Source organism: Plasticicumulans lactativorans (assembly GCF_004341245.1).
GTDB classification, from domain to species: Bacteria; Pseudomonadota; Gammaproteobacteria; order Competibacterales; family Competibacteraceae; genus Plasticicumulans_A; species Plasticicumulans_A lactativorans.
Genome location: NZ_SLWY01000014.1, coordinates 25,581 through 42,974, shown reverse-complemented (window position 1 = coordinate 42,974; position 17,394 = coordinate 25,581). Strand labels below are relative to the sequence as shown.

Below are 17,394 nucleotides of genomic sequence, written 5' to 3'. Positions count from 1 at the left end.
GTTCATCGAAAAGTAGCGATCGATCAGTTGCTTGGCAAGGCCGCGCCCGAGAATTTTTCGTGCGTTGGACGGACGGCTCGCCGCAATAAAAAATAGTATGGCGAGCCGTCCACCCGACACCTGTCATTCAGCCCAAGCTACCGCGCTGAGGTCTTGCTTATGCAAACACATGACGCCGCCAAACGCAGCCATCACCACATCGAAACAATCTGGCTCCTTTACTCTTCGAATATTTCTTTTTCAGGATGGCGTGCATCCGGGCGATCCGGGCCTGCGTAATGGCACACGGCCCCGCGCGATGCGCGGGTGGCGACCAGATACCACGGGAAGACGCCATGAACTCACGCATTGACGAGGTTGTTTCGCGATTCATCTCGTTTCTGGAAACCGGCAGGCCTGATCCCGCCCTGTTCACGTCGGACGTGTTCCTGGACTTCACGCTGCCGCAATGGCGCATCCAGGCGAGGGGGATCGAGGATGTGGTGGGGGTGCGCCTGCACGGCCACCCCGGACCGGGCAAGGTGCCCCGGTGGAGCGTCGCGCCAACGCCGACGGGATTCGTCATGGAACTGGAGGAGCGATGGACGGACGCCAAGGATGACTGGTATTGCCGCGAGGTGATCATCGCGCACGTGGACGGTGGCTCGATCAACCGCCTGTCGGTGTATTGCACAGGCGACTGGGACAGTGCCAGGCAGGCACTCCACAGCGCACAGGTTCAATTGCTGGAGCCGTAACGATCCGCGCGGGGTTTGGGAAAGGTAGCACGGTCAAACGTTCGAGATGACGACGGCCCGGCGGCCTGTCCCCCGCCCCGCAGCGGTCGATGGACAGGTGTCGCGCTCCTTTACGTTTTGGATTCCAAGAGGTTTCGCAAGTTGGCGAGCGCCTCCCCGGATTCTTCGACGATGCGTGCCTTCAGGACGAAGGCGTTGAGGATGGCAAACAGAACGGTGCGCGACGGGTAATCGAAGGTCCGCACGAAATGCGTTCCTCCTGCGTTCTGCAAGAGGGTGTACGTGATGACGCCAGCGACGCGCCCGTCGATCTGGCCCTCGATGCTCCAGAGGCTGTCGGGCTGGCGCGCGACCACACGCCAATGGGCGACCCCGTGCCTTCCGGCGACGCTGAACTCTTCATCGACCGCTTCGCCAAGCACGAGCGAATGCGCCGCGTCGCCTCTAACCGCTATCGAGGAAGGGTGCCAGCGCGGCCAGTTGGCCGGGGTGGAGACGTATGCGTAAACGTCGTGAGGAGGCCTGGCAATGTCGATCTCCGTGCGTACGTGAGTGACGCCAATATTCACTGGAATGAAGGCGATCGCGGCGAATGCCAGCCCGAGGCCTGCGACCACCAGGAACCATAGGCGGAACCTGGAGGGTTTCACGTCGGGTCTCCGTGCACTCCGGTCACTCCGGTCACTCCGGAACGTCTAATGACGTTGTAGGAAAGCCCCTTTCTCTGGGCGAGTGGGCAGCCCGGTCTGTGTGGGCATGGCCATGATGCGCACAACTTCCCGACATTATGCATCAGGCAGTCCGTAGATTTAGGCTGAGCCTGCGAAGTCCAACTCTTTTTCAGCGTGGCCGCGGTAAACGTTGGGCTTCACTTCATTCAGCCCAACCATGTTGCGGGGATTATGCTTGAATCGATTAACTGGTGCTGTAGAAAGATTTCTTGAGTTTCCGATAAGCGTCCCACGAAAATGCCGGCGGATCGTATGGAAACGCATTCATAAAGTGAGCGCGTAATTCGCTTCGCCCCCAGAGTTCGACACCACTGGCTTTCGCCGCCAATTCCTTTGCAGATCGGGTAAAGTCGGACGTTGTCACGACCATCCCTCGGTTACACTTATAAAATATCATACCTCCAAGCAGTTCCTGAATGGCACGATTTCCGACGCGCGCGGTGTACCGTTTCGCCTGCACGGCAATGAGGATGTTTCCCTTGCTCAGAAGCAAATCGGCTCCTTGATCTCCTGAACCTTTAGTCAGCTTTACAGAATATCCTTGATGACGAAAGAGAATTGCCAAACGCTGCTCAAACTCTGGGCCGGTGAGGCGGTCCAGTTGATCGAACTGTAGTCGTTTGTGCGTGGCAATCCAGTCTTCGCGTGCACACCGCTCCTCTTCTCGTCGGCGCTCTTCTTGTGCTTTACGCTGCCGCTTCTCTTCTTGTCGTCGACGCTCTTCTTGCGCTTTACGCTGCCGTTCCTCTTCTTGTCGTCGACACTCTTCTTGCACTCTACGCTGCCGTTCCTCTTCGGACAGTTTAAACCGATGGTCTGCAGCCACATACATCTGCTCTGCCCGGGTGTATTGTCGCCAACTCCGCCAGTACCCGTATAGAGCCGGGAATCGGCGCTTCTGCCAAATGTAGCGCATAAAAGCCAACGGGGAAGCCCATACAGGCCGCGCTGGTTTCACGGGAGGAATGGGTGGAAGAGGTGAATGGCAGGTTCCGCAACAAGGTAACCCGGCCCGGTCAGCGATGCGGTTCTTCTGTCCACAAGACGGGCAGGACACAATGATTGTCCTCTGCACATTCTCCATCGCCAATGTCTCCCGTTTCTGTGGAGTAGAGGCTGTTGGGCACCCACTCGCCATCCCTGTCGAGCATCCCGGCTTCGCGGGCGCCCATCCCGTGCCTCTACGGCGTGTCCAACGGCCCCGGTTCGCCCTGCGCATCGGGCCTGCTACGCCCGTCGAGACGCGCTGCGCAGACCCGACGCTCAAATGGCTTGACGCCATTCTCCCTGGCTACCGGGGGCTCCTCGGCTCGCGGGTCGCTCCATGCCTCCTCGAAGGAAACTATGATTTATTCAGGGTTTATACAATCCTGAAGTTATTGACCGTGAGGCCACCATGAAGCAAACAACCTTCGCCTCGCTGGTTTTCGACGGGAAGAAGAAGCAGACCCGCCGGGAGCGTTTCCTCGTTGAGAGGGAGGCGGTCGTGCCGTGGGCCGCGCGGCTGGCCGTGATCGAACCGCACTACCCGAAAGCCCAACGTTTACCGCGCCCCTCCGGTGGATACACAAACTGGGTTGGAATGAATGTAGTCGGACTGCGCTCGCAGAACCATGTCGTCCCGATGTGGGATTCCCAGTAACGGCGCTGCCAGATACCACTTTCGCGTTTGCTCTGGCGGCTGTCGCGGATGGTTTCCGCTTCGGGCACTTCGGTAGTGCATCGGTTTACGCTTTCCCAGCGTGCACGCGGTGAACGTTGGGCTTCATTTCATTCGGTCCAACCTGCCGTGCTTCGTTGCCTGGAATAAACCAGAATTTCCTTGACAGCCTGCTTCACTGGACGCGTAACGCTCCAGCACAATCAGCAATCAGGCAAATCTGGCCTCTTCTGTCTGCAGTTCACTTTCAATAGTGTGAGCACTCGAGGAGGCATGGAGCGACCCGCGAGCCGAGGAGCCCCCGGTAGCCAGGGAGAATGGCGTCAAGCCATTTGAGCGTCGGGTCTGCGCAGCGCGTCTCGACGGGCGTAGCAGGCCCGATGCGCAGGGCGAACCGGGGCCGTTGGACACGCCGTAGAGGCACGGGATGGGCGCCCGCGAAGCCGGGATGCTCGACAGGGATGGCGAGTGGGTGCCCAACAGCCTCTACTCCACGAAGTCTTGCTCATGTGGCCACATAACGCTACCAAACGCAACTTTTACAAAACCAAAATAATCTGGATCTTTCAACTCTTTAAATATTTCTTTTCCAAGATAAGGCTTGACATCAAAAACGCCGCCCGCCCTATTCGACAGCTTTACCTTCAGCCTATAATCACCAATCGCTGCAACCGATACCACCCTAATCATTTTCACACCTCACTTCAGAACGCCGATAACTCTTCCGGCTCTCCAGCAGTCGCCTGTAACGATTGGTGCATCGCGGGCAGATTCCATGTCGGCACGGGTCATTCAGAACCCACCACAGATGCCGGATATACGACTGCAGGTGATGCGCCCCGGAAAGTCAAAAACACGATCTGTCTTGATTTACAGGGGAGTCCATATAAGGGGTTAGGCCCCACCAGTTTTGCGCGCGACATGCAGTAGTGGCGCCAGGCTAATGGCAACAGTGCAGCCGGAAGGAACAGAGATCTTTCCTTCCTTGCCGGCCTCGACAATCGTGGTTGCTCGCTGTGAGATGATGCCAACGGCGTCGCCGCTTTCATCGAATACCGGTCCTCCACTTGCACCGGGATGCATGGAGTTGTCGATGTACATGACATCGCACTCGACCTGCTCACCGAGTTGGGTGTTCTGAGCAACAACGCGCCGTAGATTGCCAATGTACCCGTGCTTGATCAGAGGCCCGGTCATATCCGCCATGTAGCCCTTGTGCATGGCATCGAGGAAGTCGGATACTCCGCGCATATCAGGCGGGAGAAGTTTCTCGACCTTAAACGGCAGTTCCAGTTCCTCGGAATAGCCAGCCAAGAAGACCCTCTGTCCCAACTTTGGCGGTTCAACAAGTGCTGGTAGATGCGACACCGCGGCGGAGTGCAGTTGCTTTGGTAGGAGTACAGCAATGTCAAGTTGGACCCTGCCGAGAAAGCCAAGAACTTCAATCTCAATGCAGCAGAAGAAGACTCGGTACTCGACAACTGGCAGACCGGGGAACTTGCAGAAGATTCGTTGATTCGGATCTAGATAGTCCTCGTGCTTGATAGGCCAGCGGCCTGTAACGACGTGTGCAGCGGTGAGAACTTCCCCGTCGCTGGTGTAGGCGAAGCCGGTACCTTCGCTGATCCGTTCGTCGCCCAGAAAGACTGTGACGTAGCAGCAGGCTGGGGAGACCTTGTTGTACAGCGCGGTGAGCATAGCGGGGGGTGGGTGTGGGGCCTAACGCGTGAACTAAGCGGCCGCATCAATCGCGAAGCGATTGATCGGTCCGTTTGAGTGAATAGTTAGACCCACTTCTATCGGCCAGAGGGTAGGTACTGAATGGAAGATACGTTCACCGTGCGAAACAAGTGACTGACTGGGTCTAGGGCTGACGAAAGGCCTCGCTCGATGAACGCAACTTCAACGCGCCAGCCCTTCTCATTTGCACGAATCAATGGAGGAACGTAATCGGCGTCTCCTGCTACAAGCACGATGGTTGAAGGGCCTTTTTGCTCGTAAAGCGTGGATGTGATCTCGGTGATCAGGTACGCATCGTCCTGCTTTGATCGCGTTTGACCTCCGCTGCTGCTGAGATAGCCGCGCCTGACGATGAAGCCTTGGTGCTCGGCAATCTTCCAAAACGAGTCATCGTCCGGGATTACACCAGCTATGTAGGCACTCTTCACGTACCGCGTCTTGCCATTGGCATCCTTCGATGCTGTCGTTAGCAAGCGACCAAAATCCACGCGGTAGCCGCCGCCCTGACCAGAGTTGAGTACGCCCCAGAACAAGTTTTGGTCGTCGACAAAGACGTGGACGAAGTCATTGACCAACTCTGCGTGCGGCTTGGCGGCTCCCGCGCGAATAAAGGGCTGCGGATCCTTTTTGCTCTTTTTCTTGGGCGACATCGAAACTCTCCTTGTGGGTCTAACGCTGCGCCTCAGCCGCGCCCGGAAGCCGCAGCGACGTAGGAGCGTAGGCTGTAGGGCGTCGGCTGCAGGCGGTTGTTGGGCCACAATACCAACTACTGTGTGCCTGCCAACTGTTTGGCGCGTGTACGAAACCAATTGATATATCCCTCGATGCCGTGGGTGTTAGTATCTTCAAGATGCTTGGCCATAGTACGGTACAAATCAGCCAGTGCCATTTGATCTTTCTGCAAACGCTCGATCTGAGGGGGCGTTATACTTCTTCCATCCGCTTGCAGGTAAAGAGGTAGATACTCGGAGGAGGGACCCTGCGAAAGTTCGAGGCATCGGCCAGCAAATATCTGTGCTTCGCGTTTTGAGTCCGGATTTTCAGAGCGTTCGATTACCTTCCGGAAATCTACTAATGCGTCCTCGTAGGCTCCGAGGGCCTCCTTGATCAACCCAAGGTTAAGGTATGAGTACCAGTCTGTCGGGTCCACTCGAAGCGCTTGTTCTACTTTCGCCTTTGCGTTACGGAAATCTTTTGCAAGCAGAAGGAGGTACCCGTAGTTTGAATAAAAGAGCGCACGACGCCCTTCCGGGTAATGTTGCTCAGCATCAGCGTAAAGCTTGGCCGCTTGTCCGAAATCCTGCGAGGCGGCGTAAGTATTGCCGAGATTGGCTCGTAGGCGAGCGATTGGGGTTGGTCGTGTTTCAACCTCGAGGGCCATCTGGAAGAACATCCGGGCACGGTCATATTCCTTCGCAGCAAGCTCTAGTTCGCCTATGCGAGCGAGAAGGACTGCTCGGCTTAAGGGCTCGCGAACTACCATCATGCGGTTGAGCAGAAGTCTAATCCCCTCGTTTAGGCTCTTTTCACTCCCGCTTGCATCTTCAACGAAATGGATTGCCTTCGACAGCTCGGCATACGAAAGGGAATTAAATAAGTAGTAATCGTGCCCTGCATCCAACAGTTGCTTGATCTTGTCACGATCTTCGCGCAGTGAGCCGCTCTCCTTCAGGCGGTCTCGCTCGGCTAGTTCATGCACTGATAGGAACATCCGAAAGGTGTCGAGGATCTCGGCCCTCAGCGGATCTTTCGACAGTACCGTCAGTTGCTCTTTTGCATGTTTCCAGTTGCTGTGTTGGATGTATTGTATGAGTATGGGGGAGACCGGACGCTCACCAATGACGAACAGCGCGGTCGCGATAGCAAGCATGAGTGTGAAAAGGGCTAGGACTACGAGCGGTAGCTTGGCAGATTGCAATCCGCTACGAACTGCAGCAGTGGCGGACTCTGCCGCTGACCTACCTCGATAGAGTTGCCACAGCCAGAATAAGAAGGGGGAGGCAAATAGGAGCAGACCGACTAGGGCCTTGATGTCTGTCAGATAGCCACGCCAAGTCCAACCAGGATATGCCCACCACTTCAAGGCCAACAACGCAGCACCATAGACACCGACAGCAATCACAGCAGCCGCCACCTGAAGTAGTGACTTCGGCAACCTATTCAATTGCTTAACGATGATTACAGCGATTTGACTCACAACAGTCTACTCCAAGCCCAACTACAAGTAGACGACCTATCGGCCGCCTAAACACACCCGCTGGCGCTGGACATTTACCGAAAAGTAGCGGCCGCACAGTCACTTGGCAAGGCCACACCCACGAGCTCCCGCCTGCGTTAGGCGGACGGATCGCCGTAATAAAAAATAGTGCGGTGATCCGTCCGCCTAACGCATATCTCGATTCGTCACAAAATGATTGACATTCAACACCTTAGTCGCTCATGAACATTGTTATGCGGGCCGCATTTGCCGGCGCTCGCCCGTTCTGCCGCGCCGAACCGTGTCGGCGACGGCGTAGCCTCGCGCGCCAGGGCCCGTGGTCATGAGCCCCTTCAGCGCCCCCTTCGCCCGCCCGGGCCGCCAACCCCGTCGCCCCCGTCCGCACTCGACTACAGTCCTGCCGGGCGCCCGCATCGCGCCGCGTGACCACCCGCTCCGAACCGGAGGCTGCCGATGATCTTCGTACTCCGCGCTGCCGCGTGCCGCGCCCTGCTGTTCGCTGCGCTGTTCGCCCTGCTGCCGTCCGCGCCCGCCGGCGCCGATGCCGCCGACGGCGAGGTGCGCCTGACGCTGGTGCAGATGAACGACGTCTACGAACTGCAGCCGCTCGCCGGGCGCGGCGGGCTCGCGCGTGTCGCCACGCTGCTGAAGGCGCTCGGCCAGGGCGACGGCAAGCACCCCGTGTTCGCGGTCCTCGCCGGTGACCTGCTGAGCCCGTCGGCGCTCGGCGAGGCCGAGGTCGACGGCCGGCGCCTGCGCGGTCGGCAGATGATCGCGGCGATGAACGCGCTGAAGCTCGACTTCATGACCTTCGGCAACCACGAGTTCGACCTGAAGCCCGACGATCTCGACGCGCGCCTCGACGAATCTGCCTTCACCTGGCTCGCCGGCAACATCACCTTCCCGGCGCGCGCGCCGTACACGCAGCGCGTCGTCCCCGGCAAGGTCGTCGAGATCGGCGACGGCAGCGGCGCGATGCTGCGGGTCGGCCTGTTCGGCCTGACGCTGCCGACGCCCACGCCGGCCGGCATCCGCATCGACGCCGACACGGTCGCCGCCGCCAGCCGCATCGCCACGCAACTGCGCGACGCCGGGCGCGCCGACATCGTCATCGCCATCACCCACCTGCCGCTCGAACAGGACATCCGCCTCGCGCAGCAGGTGCCGGCGATCGACCTGATCCTTGGCGGCCACGAGCACGAGAACATCTACCTGCAGCGCGGCCCGCGCTTCACCCCGATCGCCAAGGCCGACGCCAACGCCCGCACCGTCTACGTGCACCGGCTCGCCTACGCGCCGGCCACGCGCCGCCTGCGCATCGACTCCTGCCTGCAGGACATCACCGCCGACCTCACCGAGGACGCCGCGGTGCGCACGCTGATCGACGGCATCGTCGCGCAGGCGCACGCGGCGCTCGCCGCGCAGGGCATCGACCCGGCCGCGACCATCGCCACGCCCGCGGCGCCCCTCGACGGCCGCGAGGCCTCGGTGCGCAGCGGCCCGACCGCCCTCACCGAGCTGATCGCCGGTGCGATGCTGGAGCGCTTCCCGGACGCCCAACTCGCGCTGTTCAACAGCGGCTCGATCCGCATCGACGACGTCCTCGACGGCGCGATCAGCGGCTACGACGTGCTGCGCGTGCTGCCCTACCCCGGTCAGGCGCAACTGGTGTGGGTGCCCGGCGCGACGCTGCAGAAGCTCTTCGACGGCAATCCGCGCCGCCGCGGCCACGGCAGCTTCCTGCAGAGCGCCGGCGTAAGCCGCGCCGACGACGGCCGCTGGCTGATCGGCGGCCAGGCGCTCGACCCGGATGCCGACTACCGCGTGGCGCTCAACGACTTCCTGCTGCGGGGCAGCGACGTCGCCGAACTCGGCATCGCCGACCCCGCCAACCGTATCCGCCCGGCCGGCGACGCGCGCTTCGAACTGAAGGCGCTGCTGATCGCGAAGCTCAAGCAACTGCCGCAGGCGATGGGCGGCAGCGGCGCACCGAGCGCCACCACCGACACCGGCGCGCTCAGGCAGACGCGCTGCTACTGAGCGCCGCCCGCGCGGCACGGGCGTTGGCCAGCACGTACACGCCGACGTCGCGGTAGCAGCGGCAGTCGGCGCAGCTCCAGCACGGCGCCCCGGCGCTGCGGACCTCACCGTCGAGCCAGGCCAGCACGCGGGCGTGCGACCAGTCGTCGACCACGTGCCGCTCGTAGGGGTTGCCGTCGACCTCGCCCTGCGGGTAGTGCTTGATCGGGATCGACAGCAGCAGGTGCGCGCAGAACCCGGCGAGCCAGCGGAACAGCGCCGTCGCCTCGGCGACCTCGATGTGTTCGAGCACGTCGCCGACGATGGCGAGGTCGAAGTGCCGCTGCGGCAGCGGCGCCAGCGCGCCGGCGTGGTCGCGGATGTCGGCGACGAGCAGCGTGTCGTACAGCGCACGCAGCCCGAAGCGGTCGACGTAGGGCTCCCAGACCTCCACCCCCCACCACTCGCAGCGTGCGCGCACCAGGGCACTCTGCGCGAACAGCCGCGGATAGGTGCCGGAACCGGCGCCGAGGTCGAGGATCGCCAGGCGCTCGCCGCACTGCCGGTACAGGGTTTCGACGACCTCGACGGTGAAGTCTTTGCCGTTGCGCGAACTGAAGGGCATCGGGGCTCCGGGGGGTGGGGATGATCAGGGCCGGGGCCGGGGCCGGCGCGGGCGACTGCGCCGGCCCGGTGTCGATTCCAAACGTATCGGGCAGGATGTCGGCAACACCGCTACGCTCGACACCCGAGCGGGCGCCCACCCGGCTCCTTGTCAACCGCTTGATCGAACACTATTTTTTGAAGATCGCCCTGTGGCTGCGAACGCGCTTACAGGGTCGATGGATCGCCCGTCCTTAATTAAAACGCCGGCAGTGATTATGGCACCAACCGTTGTTCGCGATGGTCCGTTTCGGCTTTTCTTCTTTTCGCGCGAAGAGCCGAGAATGCATGTCCACGTGGCGCACCCTGATGGCGAAGCCAAGTTCTGGCTCGAACCGACCATCGCGCTCGCCACCCACACGGGGCTGTCTGCCAAAGAACTGGCCGAAGCGGAGCGCGTCGTTGCCCGTCACATAAAGGAGATCACCGATGCCTGGAACAAACACTTTGGCCGCTGAGGTCACCCATGTCTCCAGACACGGTTTCTGGCTACTCCTCGGAGACGAAGAACTCATGCTTCCGTTCTCGGAGTTTCCCTGGTTCAAACAGGCAACCATCGAACAGATATGCGCTGTGGAGTGGCCGAGCCCCGATCATCTTTATTGGCCGCAACTGGACATCGATTTATCCGTCGAATCCATTCGCCATCCCGATCGCTTTCCACTGATATCAGACGTAGCCGCCGGAGGCGCCGACCGACCAGGCCGTTGACCATCCGCCGAGCCGCCGGTGAACCGGGTGTCGCCGGGGTGCCCGGATACCGGCGCCGGCCTCGCGGGCAGGTCCGTCGATACTCGCACGCCCGGCAGGGACGTTCCGGAAGCCCGCGCCGCCCCTCAAGGCATCGGCGGGTGCGCCCGTCCGGTGCACGTCGACGTGCGGAATCCCGGCGCGGACACTTCGAGCGTCGACGCCGCCCCGAAAACGCTCGGGCAGGATGCCCGCAACATCGACGGGGGCGTTCAGGGTATCGGCGCCGATGAAAAAAGCAGCGGCGGGGACACCCGGAACCCGCTCGCCGACCTGCAGACCGTCGGCGGGGACTCCCGGACCATCGCCGCCGACCCGCAAAGCGTCGGCGCCGCACCAAAATGAGTCGACGGCGATGCTTTGCGGGCCGGCGGCGGGTGTCGGGAGGGCGTCGACGGATGTGCCGGGCCGGGGCGAGGCCGTGCGCGCGCCAGCCACTACGCTTATAGGGTCGCGCGATCCCGGACGGGATCATCTGGCCGCCACAGGTCGGCTGCGCGCCGTCGCATCGTCCAGGAAGCTCCCGCCACCCCGAAGCGTTTCCACAGGAACACGCCCATGGCCACCTCACCATCCAGGATCTGCAAGGGCTGCTGGCAGCACATGCACGTGCCGATTCCCATCCGCGGGCCATTGTCCATCCCGTTCCGGATGCTCGGGATCAGGATCAGCCACATGAACCCCAACCTGTGCACGATCTGCGAGACGATGTTCACCCGGGTCAAGCGCAGGAAGCAGCTGACCATTCCGGCGACGGTGCTCTTTGCCGATCTGCGCGGCTACACGAGCCTCGCGCAAGGCACGGAAACCGGCGAGGTCGTGGGCATGCTCAACGAGTTCTACGATGCCTGCGCCGCCGCGGTGTGGGAGCGCGACGGCATCGTCAACAAGTTCATCGGGGACGCCGTGCTGGCCATCTTCAACTTCCCCATCCTGCGCGAGGACCACGTCCGCCAGGCCGTCCTGGCGGGCCTCGACCTGCAGCAGCGATGCGCGGAGAAGAAGCGGCTCCGGGTCATCGACGCGCACGGCGAGACCTGCCCCGTCGGCATCGGGATCGGCATCCATACCGGCTTTGCGTCGATCGGCGAAGTCGGCACGGCGTACAAGGACTTCACGATCATCGGCTCGATGGTCAATCTGGCGTCCCGCATCCAGGGCACGGCGCAACCCGGCGAGGTGCTGGTCACCGAGGAGGTCTACCGGCAGGTGTCGGACCTCTGCCCGAACGCGGAGAGCCACGCCTACCCGTTGAAGGGCATCGAGGGCCCGGTGACGGCGTACCGGTTGCGCGCCTGAGCGGCGCCGGCGCTGCGTAACGCACGCGCCGGCCGGTCGACGCGGCCATCACGCCACGCCCCGGCCCGGTGTTGCGGCCTCTCCCCGCTACCCCCCGCCGCGCTGGAAGCCCCGCGCGAAGTCGCGCAGCAGCGCGTGCGCGGCGTCGGCGCTGCAGGCGCCGAAGTCGAGTTCGACCGGCGTCGACGGCAGGCGCAGGCCGGCGATGCGGCGCTCGCCGGTGGGGCCGAGGCGGATCAGCACGCGCCCGCCGGCGGTGTCGACCACGAAGCCGTCGCCGCTCGCCTGCCAGGGGCGGCCGGCGAGCGCGTGCGGCAGGCAGCGCAGGAACTCGGCGCGGTCGAGCGCCATCTCGCGCCGCCACGGCGGCAGGGGTTCAGCCACCGGCGACCGGCGGCCACAGGGCGAGCGCGTCGTCGGCGGCGAGGCGCCGGCCGGCGCGCGCCTCGGGCGCGACGAACTGCCCGTTGACCAGCACCAGGTGCACCTGCCCGGGCGGCACGCCGAGGCGCTCGATGGCCTCGGCGACGCTGCTGCCGTCGGGCAGCTCGAACGGCGCGACGTTGCGCACCGCGCCCGGCGGCAGCCAGGCGCCGAGGGTGGCGTAGAGCTTCACGGTCACCCGCACGGGTGGCGCCCTCACGCCGCCTGCGCGGTGAAGTTGCGCGCGAGCCAGGCTTCCATCAGGCGCAGCGGGTCGCGCAGCAGCTGCGCCTTCCACGGTCCGAGCCTGACGCCGCCCTGGATCAGCCCGCGCAGCACGCCGACGTGCTGGGTGAGGCCGACGGCGGTGGCGCCGACCATGCGCTCGCCGTCGAACTGCAGTTGCAGGTAGCGGAAGCGCTCGGCGTCGACCATCTCGACCGATTCGCCGCCGGGCACGCCCATCCACAGCCCGAAGGAGCTGGAGATCAGCCCCAGGGTGTCGAGCACGTTCATGTTGAAGCTGCCGCGGTACTCGGTGGGCACGCCGGCCATGTTGAGCGCGGCGATGCGGCCGTGCTCGCTCGCGGTGGGCTGGATCGCGTGGACTTCGAGCCCGCCGGTGGAGAAGTCGCGGCCCTGGGCGACGTCGCCGGCGGCGTAGATGCCGGGCACGCTGGTCTGCAGGTGGTGGTCGATCAGCAGTCCGCGCTCCCTGTCGATGCCGCAGCCCTGCAGGAACTCGACGTTGGGGGCGACCCCGGCGGCGGAGACGACGAGGTCGGCGTCGAGCACCTCGCCGCCGTCGAGCACCACCTGCAGCGGCGCCGCGGCACCGGCGCGGATCGCGGCGACGCGCGTCGAGGTCAGCACGCGCACGCCCCTGCCCTCGCACCAGCGCTTGATCAGCCCGCCGGCGGTCGGGTTCATCATCCGCGGCACCATGCGGTCGCCCATCTCCAGCACGGTCAGGTGCACGCCGCGCAGCGCCAGCGCTTCGAGCACGATGCAGCCGACGAAGCCGGCGCCGACCAGCACCACCCGGGCGCCGGGCGCGGCGCGCGCGGCGATGTGGCGGGCGTCGTCGAGGGTCCAGCAGGTGTGCACGCCGGGCAGGTCGATGCCGGGCACCGGCGGGCGCAGCGGGCGCGAGCCGGTGCACACCAGCAGGCGGTCGTAGTCCATCGCCCCGCCGCTCGCCAGGAACAGGCGCCGTGCGCCGGCGTCGACGCGCTCGACGCGGTCGCGCAGCACGCGGATGCCGCGGCTGTCGTAGTGCGTCTGCGCCTTGCGCAGGTGCGTGCCCTCCTCGCCGATCTTGCCGATCAGCAGGTAGGGGATCGCCATGCGCGAATACGGGCGCTCGGGCTCGTCACCGATCAGCGTGACGTCCCCGGCGGGGTCGGTGTCGCGCAGGGTCTCGGCGGCGATGACGCCGGCCGGGCCGGCACCGACGATCACGTAGCGGTTCATCGGCGGCTCCTCCCCGGGCCGCATCGCGGCCCGGTGGCTTGGTGGGATCGCGGCCGGCGCGGGCGCCGGCCCCCGCCCCTGCGCCCGCGGACGCAGGGGCCGGCGGCGCGGCTCAGACGCCGAGGCGCTCGCGCAGATCGGGCTTCAGCCGCCCGTCCTCGGTCCAGCCGCGGATGCGGTAGTACTCGGGCAGCATCTGGTCGAGCTCGTTGACGTGGCCCTTGGCCGGCCCGGTGTTCGCCGGCTCCTTCAAGAGGCGCGGCGGCAGGGTGTCGTCGGCGGCGGTCAGCCCGGCGTCGAGGTTGAACTGGCGTTCGAGGTTCCAGATGCGCTCGCCCACCTCGGCGAGCTTCTCCATGCTCCAGTCGCCCTCGCAGGCGGCGGCGACCTGCGGCTGGATGTCGGCGAGCGTCCAGGCGAAGGTGGTGAACACGCACAGCCCGGTGGAGTCGACCACCGCGGTGGCGTCCTGGAAGGCCTTGACCAGCTCGGCCTTGCCCTCGGTGGCCAGCGGGTCGGTCTTCACCGGGATGCCGAGCACCTCCGAGGCCACGGTGTAGCTGCGCAGGTGGCAGGCGCCGCGGTTGCTGGTGGCGTAGGTGAGCCCCATGCCCTTGATCGCGCGCGCGTCGTAGGCCGGGAACTCCTGGCCCTTGACGGTCATCGACAGCTCCGGGTGGCCGTACCTGGCGCACAGGCGCTTCGAGCCGAGGCCGATCTCCAGCCCGAAGCCCTCGCCGCGGCCGGTCAGCTCGGCGAGCGTGCACAGCGCCTCGGCATTGCCGAAGTCGAGCGCGATGCCGCCGGTGTGCGCCTGCGTGAGCACGCCCATCGTGTACAGCTCCATCGCCGCGGCGACGGTCGCGCCGAACGAGATCGGGTCCAGGCCGTGCTCGTTGCAGATGAAGTTGGCGTAGGTCAGCGCGTCGATGTCCGACACGCCGGTGTCGGAACCGAGCGCCCAGGCGGCTTCGTATTCGAGGCCGCCGGAGGCGACCTTGTAGCGGTCACGGCCCTCGCCGCGCAGCGTGAAGTGGCTGGGATCGATCGTCGAGATGCGCCCGCAGGCGATGGTGCAGCCGAAGCAGGCGGCGTTGCGCACCAGGTTGGGCTTGCAGTCGGAGGCGCGCGGCTCGTGCATCGCCTCGCCGGAGATCGCGCTCGCGCCCTCGAACTGGATCTCGCGCCAGTTGCGCGTGGGCATCGCGCCCATCTCGTTGATCACGTTCATCAGCACCTGGGTGCCGTACGTGGGCAGGCCGGCGCTGGTCACGGCGTTGCCGGCGAGCACCGCCTTGGCGTCGACGACGGCCTTCATGAAGCCCTCGGGGTCGCGGATGTTGCCGACGCCGAGCTCGCCGCGGATGGCGACGGCCTTGAGATTCTTCGAGCCCATCACCGTGCCGACGCCGGAGCGCCCGGCGGCGCGGTGCAGGTCGTTGACCACGGCGGCGAACAGCACGCCCTTCTCGGCGCCGGCGCCGATCGCCGCGACGCGGATCTGCGGGTCCTGGTGGCGCTGGTGGATCCAGTGGTCGGTCTCCCACACCGAGCGGCCCCAGATCGCCTCGGCCGACAGCAGCTCGGCGCGGTCGTTGTGCAGGAACAGGTAGACGGGCGCGGGCGCGCGGCCCTCGAAGATGATCATGTCCCAGCCGGCGTTCTTCAGCTCGGCGCCGAAGAAGCCGCCGGAGTTCGAACAGGCGATGGCACCGGTCAGCGGGCTCTTGGTGACGATCGAATAGCGCGAACTGGTCGAGGCCGCGGTACCGGTGAGCGGGCCGGTGGTCATGATCATCTTGTTGTCGGGCGACAGCGCGTCGACCCGCGGGTCGATCTCCTCGGCCAGGTACTTGCTCGCCAGCCCGCGCTGGCCGAGGTAGTCCCGTGCCCAGGCCATGTTCAGCGCTTCGGGGGTGCAGGTGCCCTGGGTGAGGTTCACGCGCAGGATCTTGCGGGTCCAGGCCATGGTGATGTCCTCCTCCGGTGTCAGGCGCGGGCGCCGGCGCTGGTCTTGGCCGCCCAGGCACGCATGCGCTCCAGCCCGGTGAAGTTGGCGTCGACGTAGGTGATCGCGGCGGTCGGGCAGGCCTTGGCGCAGGCGGGGTCGCCGCCGCACAGGTCGCACTTGATGACCTTGCCGGTCGTCTCGTTGTAGTTCACGGTGCCGAACGGGCAGGCGATCGTGCACACCTTGCAGCCCACGCACACCGAATCGGCGACCTCCATCGCGCCGGTCAGCTTGTTCTTGGTGATCGCCTCGACCGGGCAGGCGTGCAGGCACCAGGCCTCGGCGCACTGCGTGCACGTGTAGGGCACGAAGCGGCCCTCGTCGTGGAAGTTGAACACCTTGATGCGCGACTTGGCGGGGTTGAAGACCTTCTCGTTCTCGTAGGAGCACGCCATCTCGCACTGCAGGCAGCCCGTGCATTTCTGCGGATCGATGTGCAGCGATCTCAGCATGTGCCGACCCTCCTCTCTCTCTCGTGGTTGACGCCGGCTCCGCTGGCGGTTTTTGGCGGCCTTCAGCCGCCCGTCATGTTCATGTGGCGCATGATCACCGGCTGCGCGCGCAGGTCGAAGTCGTGGCCCTTGGGCTTGATCTGCATCGCCTCGACGATCGCCTGCTTCAGGCGCTCGCGCTCGCCCGGGTGGGCGCGCAGCACGTGGCGCAGGTCCACCGAGTGCTCCTGCCCCAGGCACAGCAGCAGCCGGCCCTCGGCCGATACCCGCACGCGGTTGCAGTCGCCGCAGAAGTTGTGGCTGTGCGGCGAGATGAAGCCGATGCGCGAGGCCGTGCCCGGCACGCGGTAATACTTCGACGGCCCGCCGGTGGTCTCGGTGGTGGCGACCAGCTCGAAGTGGCGTTCGAGGTCGCGGCGGATGGCATCCGACGAGTAGTAGGCGGCGGCGCGGTCGTGGTCACCGATCACGCCGAGCGGCATCTCCTCGATGTAGCTGATGTCGAAGCCGTTGCCGATCGCGAAGCGGGCGAGGTCGACGACCTCGTCCTCGTTGCGGTGCTTCAGGATCACCGCGTTCAGCTTGATGCGCGCGAAGCCGGCCGCCTGCGCGGCGCGGATGCCGCGCAGCACGGCGTCGAGTTCGCCGACGCGGGTGATGCGGCGGAAGCGCTCGGGCCTGAGGCTGTCGAGGCTGACGTTGATGCGCGCCACCCCCGCCGCGCGCAGCGGCGCGGCGAGGCGTTCGAGCTGCGAGCCATTGGTGGTGAGCACCAGTTCCTTCAACTGCGGCAGGCGGCCGAGGTCCTCGAACAACTGCAGCACGTCGCGGCGCACCAGCGGCTCGCCGCCGGTGAGGCGGATCTTGCGCACGCCGAGTTCGACGAAGGCACGGCCGACCTCGGCGAGCTCCTCGAGCGTCAGCACCTGCGCGCGCGGCAGGAAGTGCATCTCCTCAGCCATGCAGTAGACGCAGCGGAAGTCGCAGCGGTCGGTGACCGACAGGCGCACGTAGGTGACGTGACGACCGAAGCGGTCGATCAGGGCGGGCGTCGGTTGCGGATGCGCGGCCGGTGCCGCCACGCCGGCGACGGCGGATTCGATCACGGATAGGTCCTCACGGGTGGCACGGGCGCCGGCCGCAGGCTCCTCCGGCCGGGTACCGGCGCAACGTTAAGAGCTTAGCCGATCGTCGCGGCGGCGGCGGTGTGGCATCGGA

General features: G+C 64.8%; 20 protein-coding genes and 1 pseudogene. 7 read left to right on the top strand and 14 right to left on the bottom strand.

Going from position 1 to position 17,394, the window contains the following annotated elements:
- Positions 1 to 335: 335 nt before the first annotated feature.
- Entirely contained in the window at positions 336 to 737 is a 402-nt protein-coding gene (locus tag EV699_RS13200; RefSeq protein WP_132543470.1) for a hypothetical protein, read from the top strand.
- Between the two features lie 110 nt (positions 738 to 847).
- On the opposite strand, the gene EV699_RS13195 is transcribed toward EV699_RS13200, so the two are convergent.
- Positions 848 to 1,387: an SRPBCC family protein gene (locus EV699_RS13195; protein ID WP_243662672.1), complete on the bottom strand. Its 540-nt coding sequence runs from the start codon at positions 1,385 to 1,387 to the stop codon at positions 848 to 850.
- A gap of 265 nt (positions 1,388 to 1,652) precedes the next feature.
- On the bottom strand, positions 1,653 to 2,294 hold the full coding sequence (locus EV699_RS19975; RefSeq protein ID WP_165904133.1) for a restriction endonuclease: 642 nt from the start codon (positions 2,292 to 2,294) through the stop codon (positions 1,653 to 1,655).
- Positions 2,295 to 2,864: 570 nt separating this feature from the next.
- On the opposite strand from EV699_RS19975, the pseudogene EV699_RS13185 reads away from it, so the two are divergent.
- Positions 2,865 to 3,020, top strand: a pseudogene (locus EV699_RS13185) (IS5/IS1182 family transposase); the annotation flags it as partial.
- 594 nt (positions 3,021 to 3,614) lie between these two features.
- Here EV699_RS13185 and EV699_RS13180 read toward each other — a convergent pair.
- The 4 genes from EV699_RS13180 to EV699_RS13165 all read right to left on the bottom strand — a co-directional run bounded on the left by EV699_RS13180 (position 3,615) and on the right by EV699_RS13165 (position 7,065).
- Entirely contained in the window at positions 3,615 to 3,818 is a 204-nt protein-coding gene (locus tag EV699_RS13180) for a DUF2442 domain-containing protein (protein WP_132543466.1), read from the bottom strand.
- Between the two features lie 204 nt (positions 3,819 to 4,022).
- The gene (locus EV699_RS13175; RefSeq protein ID WP_132543464.1) at positions 4,023 to 4,826 is read right to left on the bottom strand and encodes a S1 family peptidase; all 804 of its coding nucleotides are present in this window, start codon (positions 4,824 to 4,826) and stop codon (positions 4,023 to 4,025) included.
- Positions 4,827 to 4,924: 98 nt separating this feature from the next.
- The gene (locus tag EV699_RS13170; RefSeq protein ID WP_132543462.1) at positions 4,925 to 5,518 is read right to left on the bottom strand and encodes an NYN domain-containing protein; all 594 of its coding nucleotides are present in this window, start codon (positions 5,516 to 5,518) and stop codon (positions 4,925 to 4,927) included.
- A gap of 116 nt (positions 5,519 to 5,634) precedes the next feature.
- Positions 5,635 to 7,065, bottom strand: a complete 1,431-nt coding sequence (locus EV699_RS13165) for a tetratricopeptide repeat protein (protein ID WP_132543460.1) — start codon at positions 7,063 to 7,065, stop codon at positions 5,635 to 5,637.
- A gap of 474 nt (positions 7,066 to 7,539) precedes the next feature.
- Here EV699_RS13165 and EV699_RS13160 point away from each other — a divergent pair, with 474 nt between their 5' ends.
- Positions 7,540 to 9,126: a bifunctional metallophosphatase/5'-nucleotidase gene (locus EV699_RS13160; protein WP_132543458.1), complete on the top strand. Its 1,587-nt coding sequence runs from the start codon at positions 7,540 to 7,542 to the stop codon at positions 9,124 to 9,126.
- Here the strand turns inward: EV699_RS13160 and EV699_RS13155 are convergent.
- The gene (locus EV699_RS13155; protein ID WP_132543456.1) at positions 9,104 to 9,730 is read right to left on the bottom strand and encodes a class I SAM-dependent methyltransferase; all 627 of its coding nucleotides are present in this window, start codon (positions 9,728 to 9,730) and stop codon (positions 9,104 to 9,106) included. The genes EV699_RS13160 and EV699_RS13155 overlap by 23 nt on opposite strands.
- Between EV699_RS13155 and EV699_RS20485 the strand changes: the two genes are divergently transcribed.
- The 3 genes from EV699_RS20485 (at position 9,711) to EV699_RS13140 (ending at position 10,863) form a co-directional block, all read left to right on the top strand.
- A complete protein-coding gene (locus tag EV699_RS20485) occupies positions 9,711 to 10,226 on the top strand; it encodes a DUF4160 domain-containing protein (protein ID WP_341540225.1) in 516 nt (171 codons plus the stop codon). The two genes, EV699_RS13155 and EV699_RS20485, sit on opposite strands and share 20 nt — an antisense overlap.
- Positions 10,198 to 10,479 (top strand): DUF2442 domain-containing protein, encoded by a 282-nt coding sequence (locus EV699_RS13145; protein WP_132543454.1) that lies wholly within the window; start codon positions 10,198 to 10,200, stop codon positions 10,477 to 10,479. Before EV699_RS20485 ends, EV699_RS13145 begins: the two co-directional genes overlap by 29 nt.
- A 153-nt stretch (positions 10,480 to 10,632) precedes the next feature.
- A complete protein-coding gene (locus EV699_RS13140) occupies positions 10,633 to 10,863 on the top strand; it encodes a hypothetical protein (protein WP_132543452.1) in 231 nt (76 codons plus the stop codon).
- 98 nt (positions 10,864 to 10,961) lie between these two features.
- On the opposite strand, the gene EV699_RS20250 is transcribed toward EV699_RS13140, so the two are convergent.
- Complete coding sequence (locus tag EV699_RS20250; protein ID WP_243662671.1) at positions 10,962 to 11,195, bottom strand: hypothetical protein; 234 nt, start codon at positions 11,193 to 11,195, stop codon at positions 10,962 to 10,964.
- On the opposite strand from EV699_RS20250, the gene EV699_RS13135 reads away from it, so the two are divergent.
- Positions 11,194 to 11,817: an adenylate/guanylate cyclase domain-containing protein gene (locus EV699_RS13135; RefSeq protein ID WP_243662670.1), complete on the top strand. Its 624-nt coding sequence runs from the start codon at positions 11,194 to 11,196 to the stop codon at positions 11,815 to 11,817. The two genes, EV699_RS20250 and EV699_RS13135, sit on opposite strands and share 2 nt — an antisense overlap.
- An 87-nt stretch (positions 11,818 to 11,904) precedes the next feature.
- On the opposite strand, the gene EV699_RS13130 is transcribed toward EV699_RS13135, so the two are convergent.
- The 6 genes from EV699_RS13130 to moaA all read right to left on the bottom strand — a co-directional run bounded on the left by EV699_RS13130 (position 11,905) and on the right by moaA (position 17,279).
- On the bottom strand, positions 11,905 to 12,201 hold the full coding sequence (locus EV699_RS13130; protein ID WP_132543448.1) for a hypothetical protein: 297 nt from the start codon (positions 12,199 to 12,201) through the stop codon (positions 11,905 to 11,907).
- Complete coding sequence (thiS, locus tag EV699_RS13125) at positions 12,194 to 12,460, bottom strand: sulfur carrier protein ThiS (RefSeq protein ID WP_243662669.1); 267 nt, start codon at positions 12,458 to 12,460, stop codon at positions 12,194 to 12,196. Before thiS ends, EV699_RS13130 begins: the two co-directional genes overlap by 8 nt.
- The gene (locus EV699_RS13120) at positions 12,457 to 13,713 is read right to left on the bottom strand and encodes an NAD(P)/FAD-dependent oxidoreductase (RefSeq protein WP_132543446.1); all 1,257 of its coding nucleotides are present in this window, start codon (positions 13,711 to 13,713) and stop codon (positions 12,457 to 12,459) included. The genes thiS and EV699_RS13120 overlap by 4 nt, the downstream gene beginning before the upstream one ends.
- 112 nt (positions 13,714 to 13,825) lie before the next feature.
- Positions 13,826 to 15,682 (bottom strand): aldehyde ferredoxin oxidoreductase family protein, encoded by a 1,857-nt coding sequence (locus EV699_RS13115; protein WP_132543444.1) that lies wholly within the window; start codon positions 15,680 to 15,682, stop codon positions 13,826 to 13,828.
- A gap of 20 nt (positions 15,683 to 15,702) precedes the next feature.
- Positions 15,703 to 16,176 (bottom strand): 4Fe-4S dicluster domain-containing protein, encoded by a 474-nt coding sequence (locus EV699_RS13110; RefSeq protein WP_132543442.1) that lies wholly within the window; start codon positions 16,174 to 16,176, stop codon positions 15,703 to 15,705.
- 62 nt (positions 16,177 to 16,238) lie between these two features.
- The gene (moaA, locus tag EV699_RS13105) at positions 16,239 to 17,279 is read right to left on the bottom strand and encodes a GTP 3',8-cyclase MoaA (protein WP_243662677.1); all 1,041 of its coding nucleotides are present in this window, start codon (positions 17,277 to 17,279) and stop codon (positions 16,239 to 16,241) included.
- Between the last annotated feature and the right edge of the window lie 115 nt (positions 17,280 to 17,394).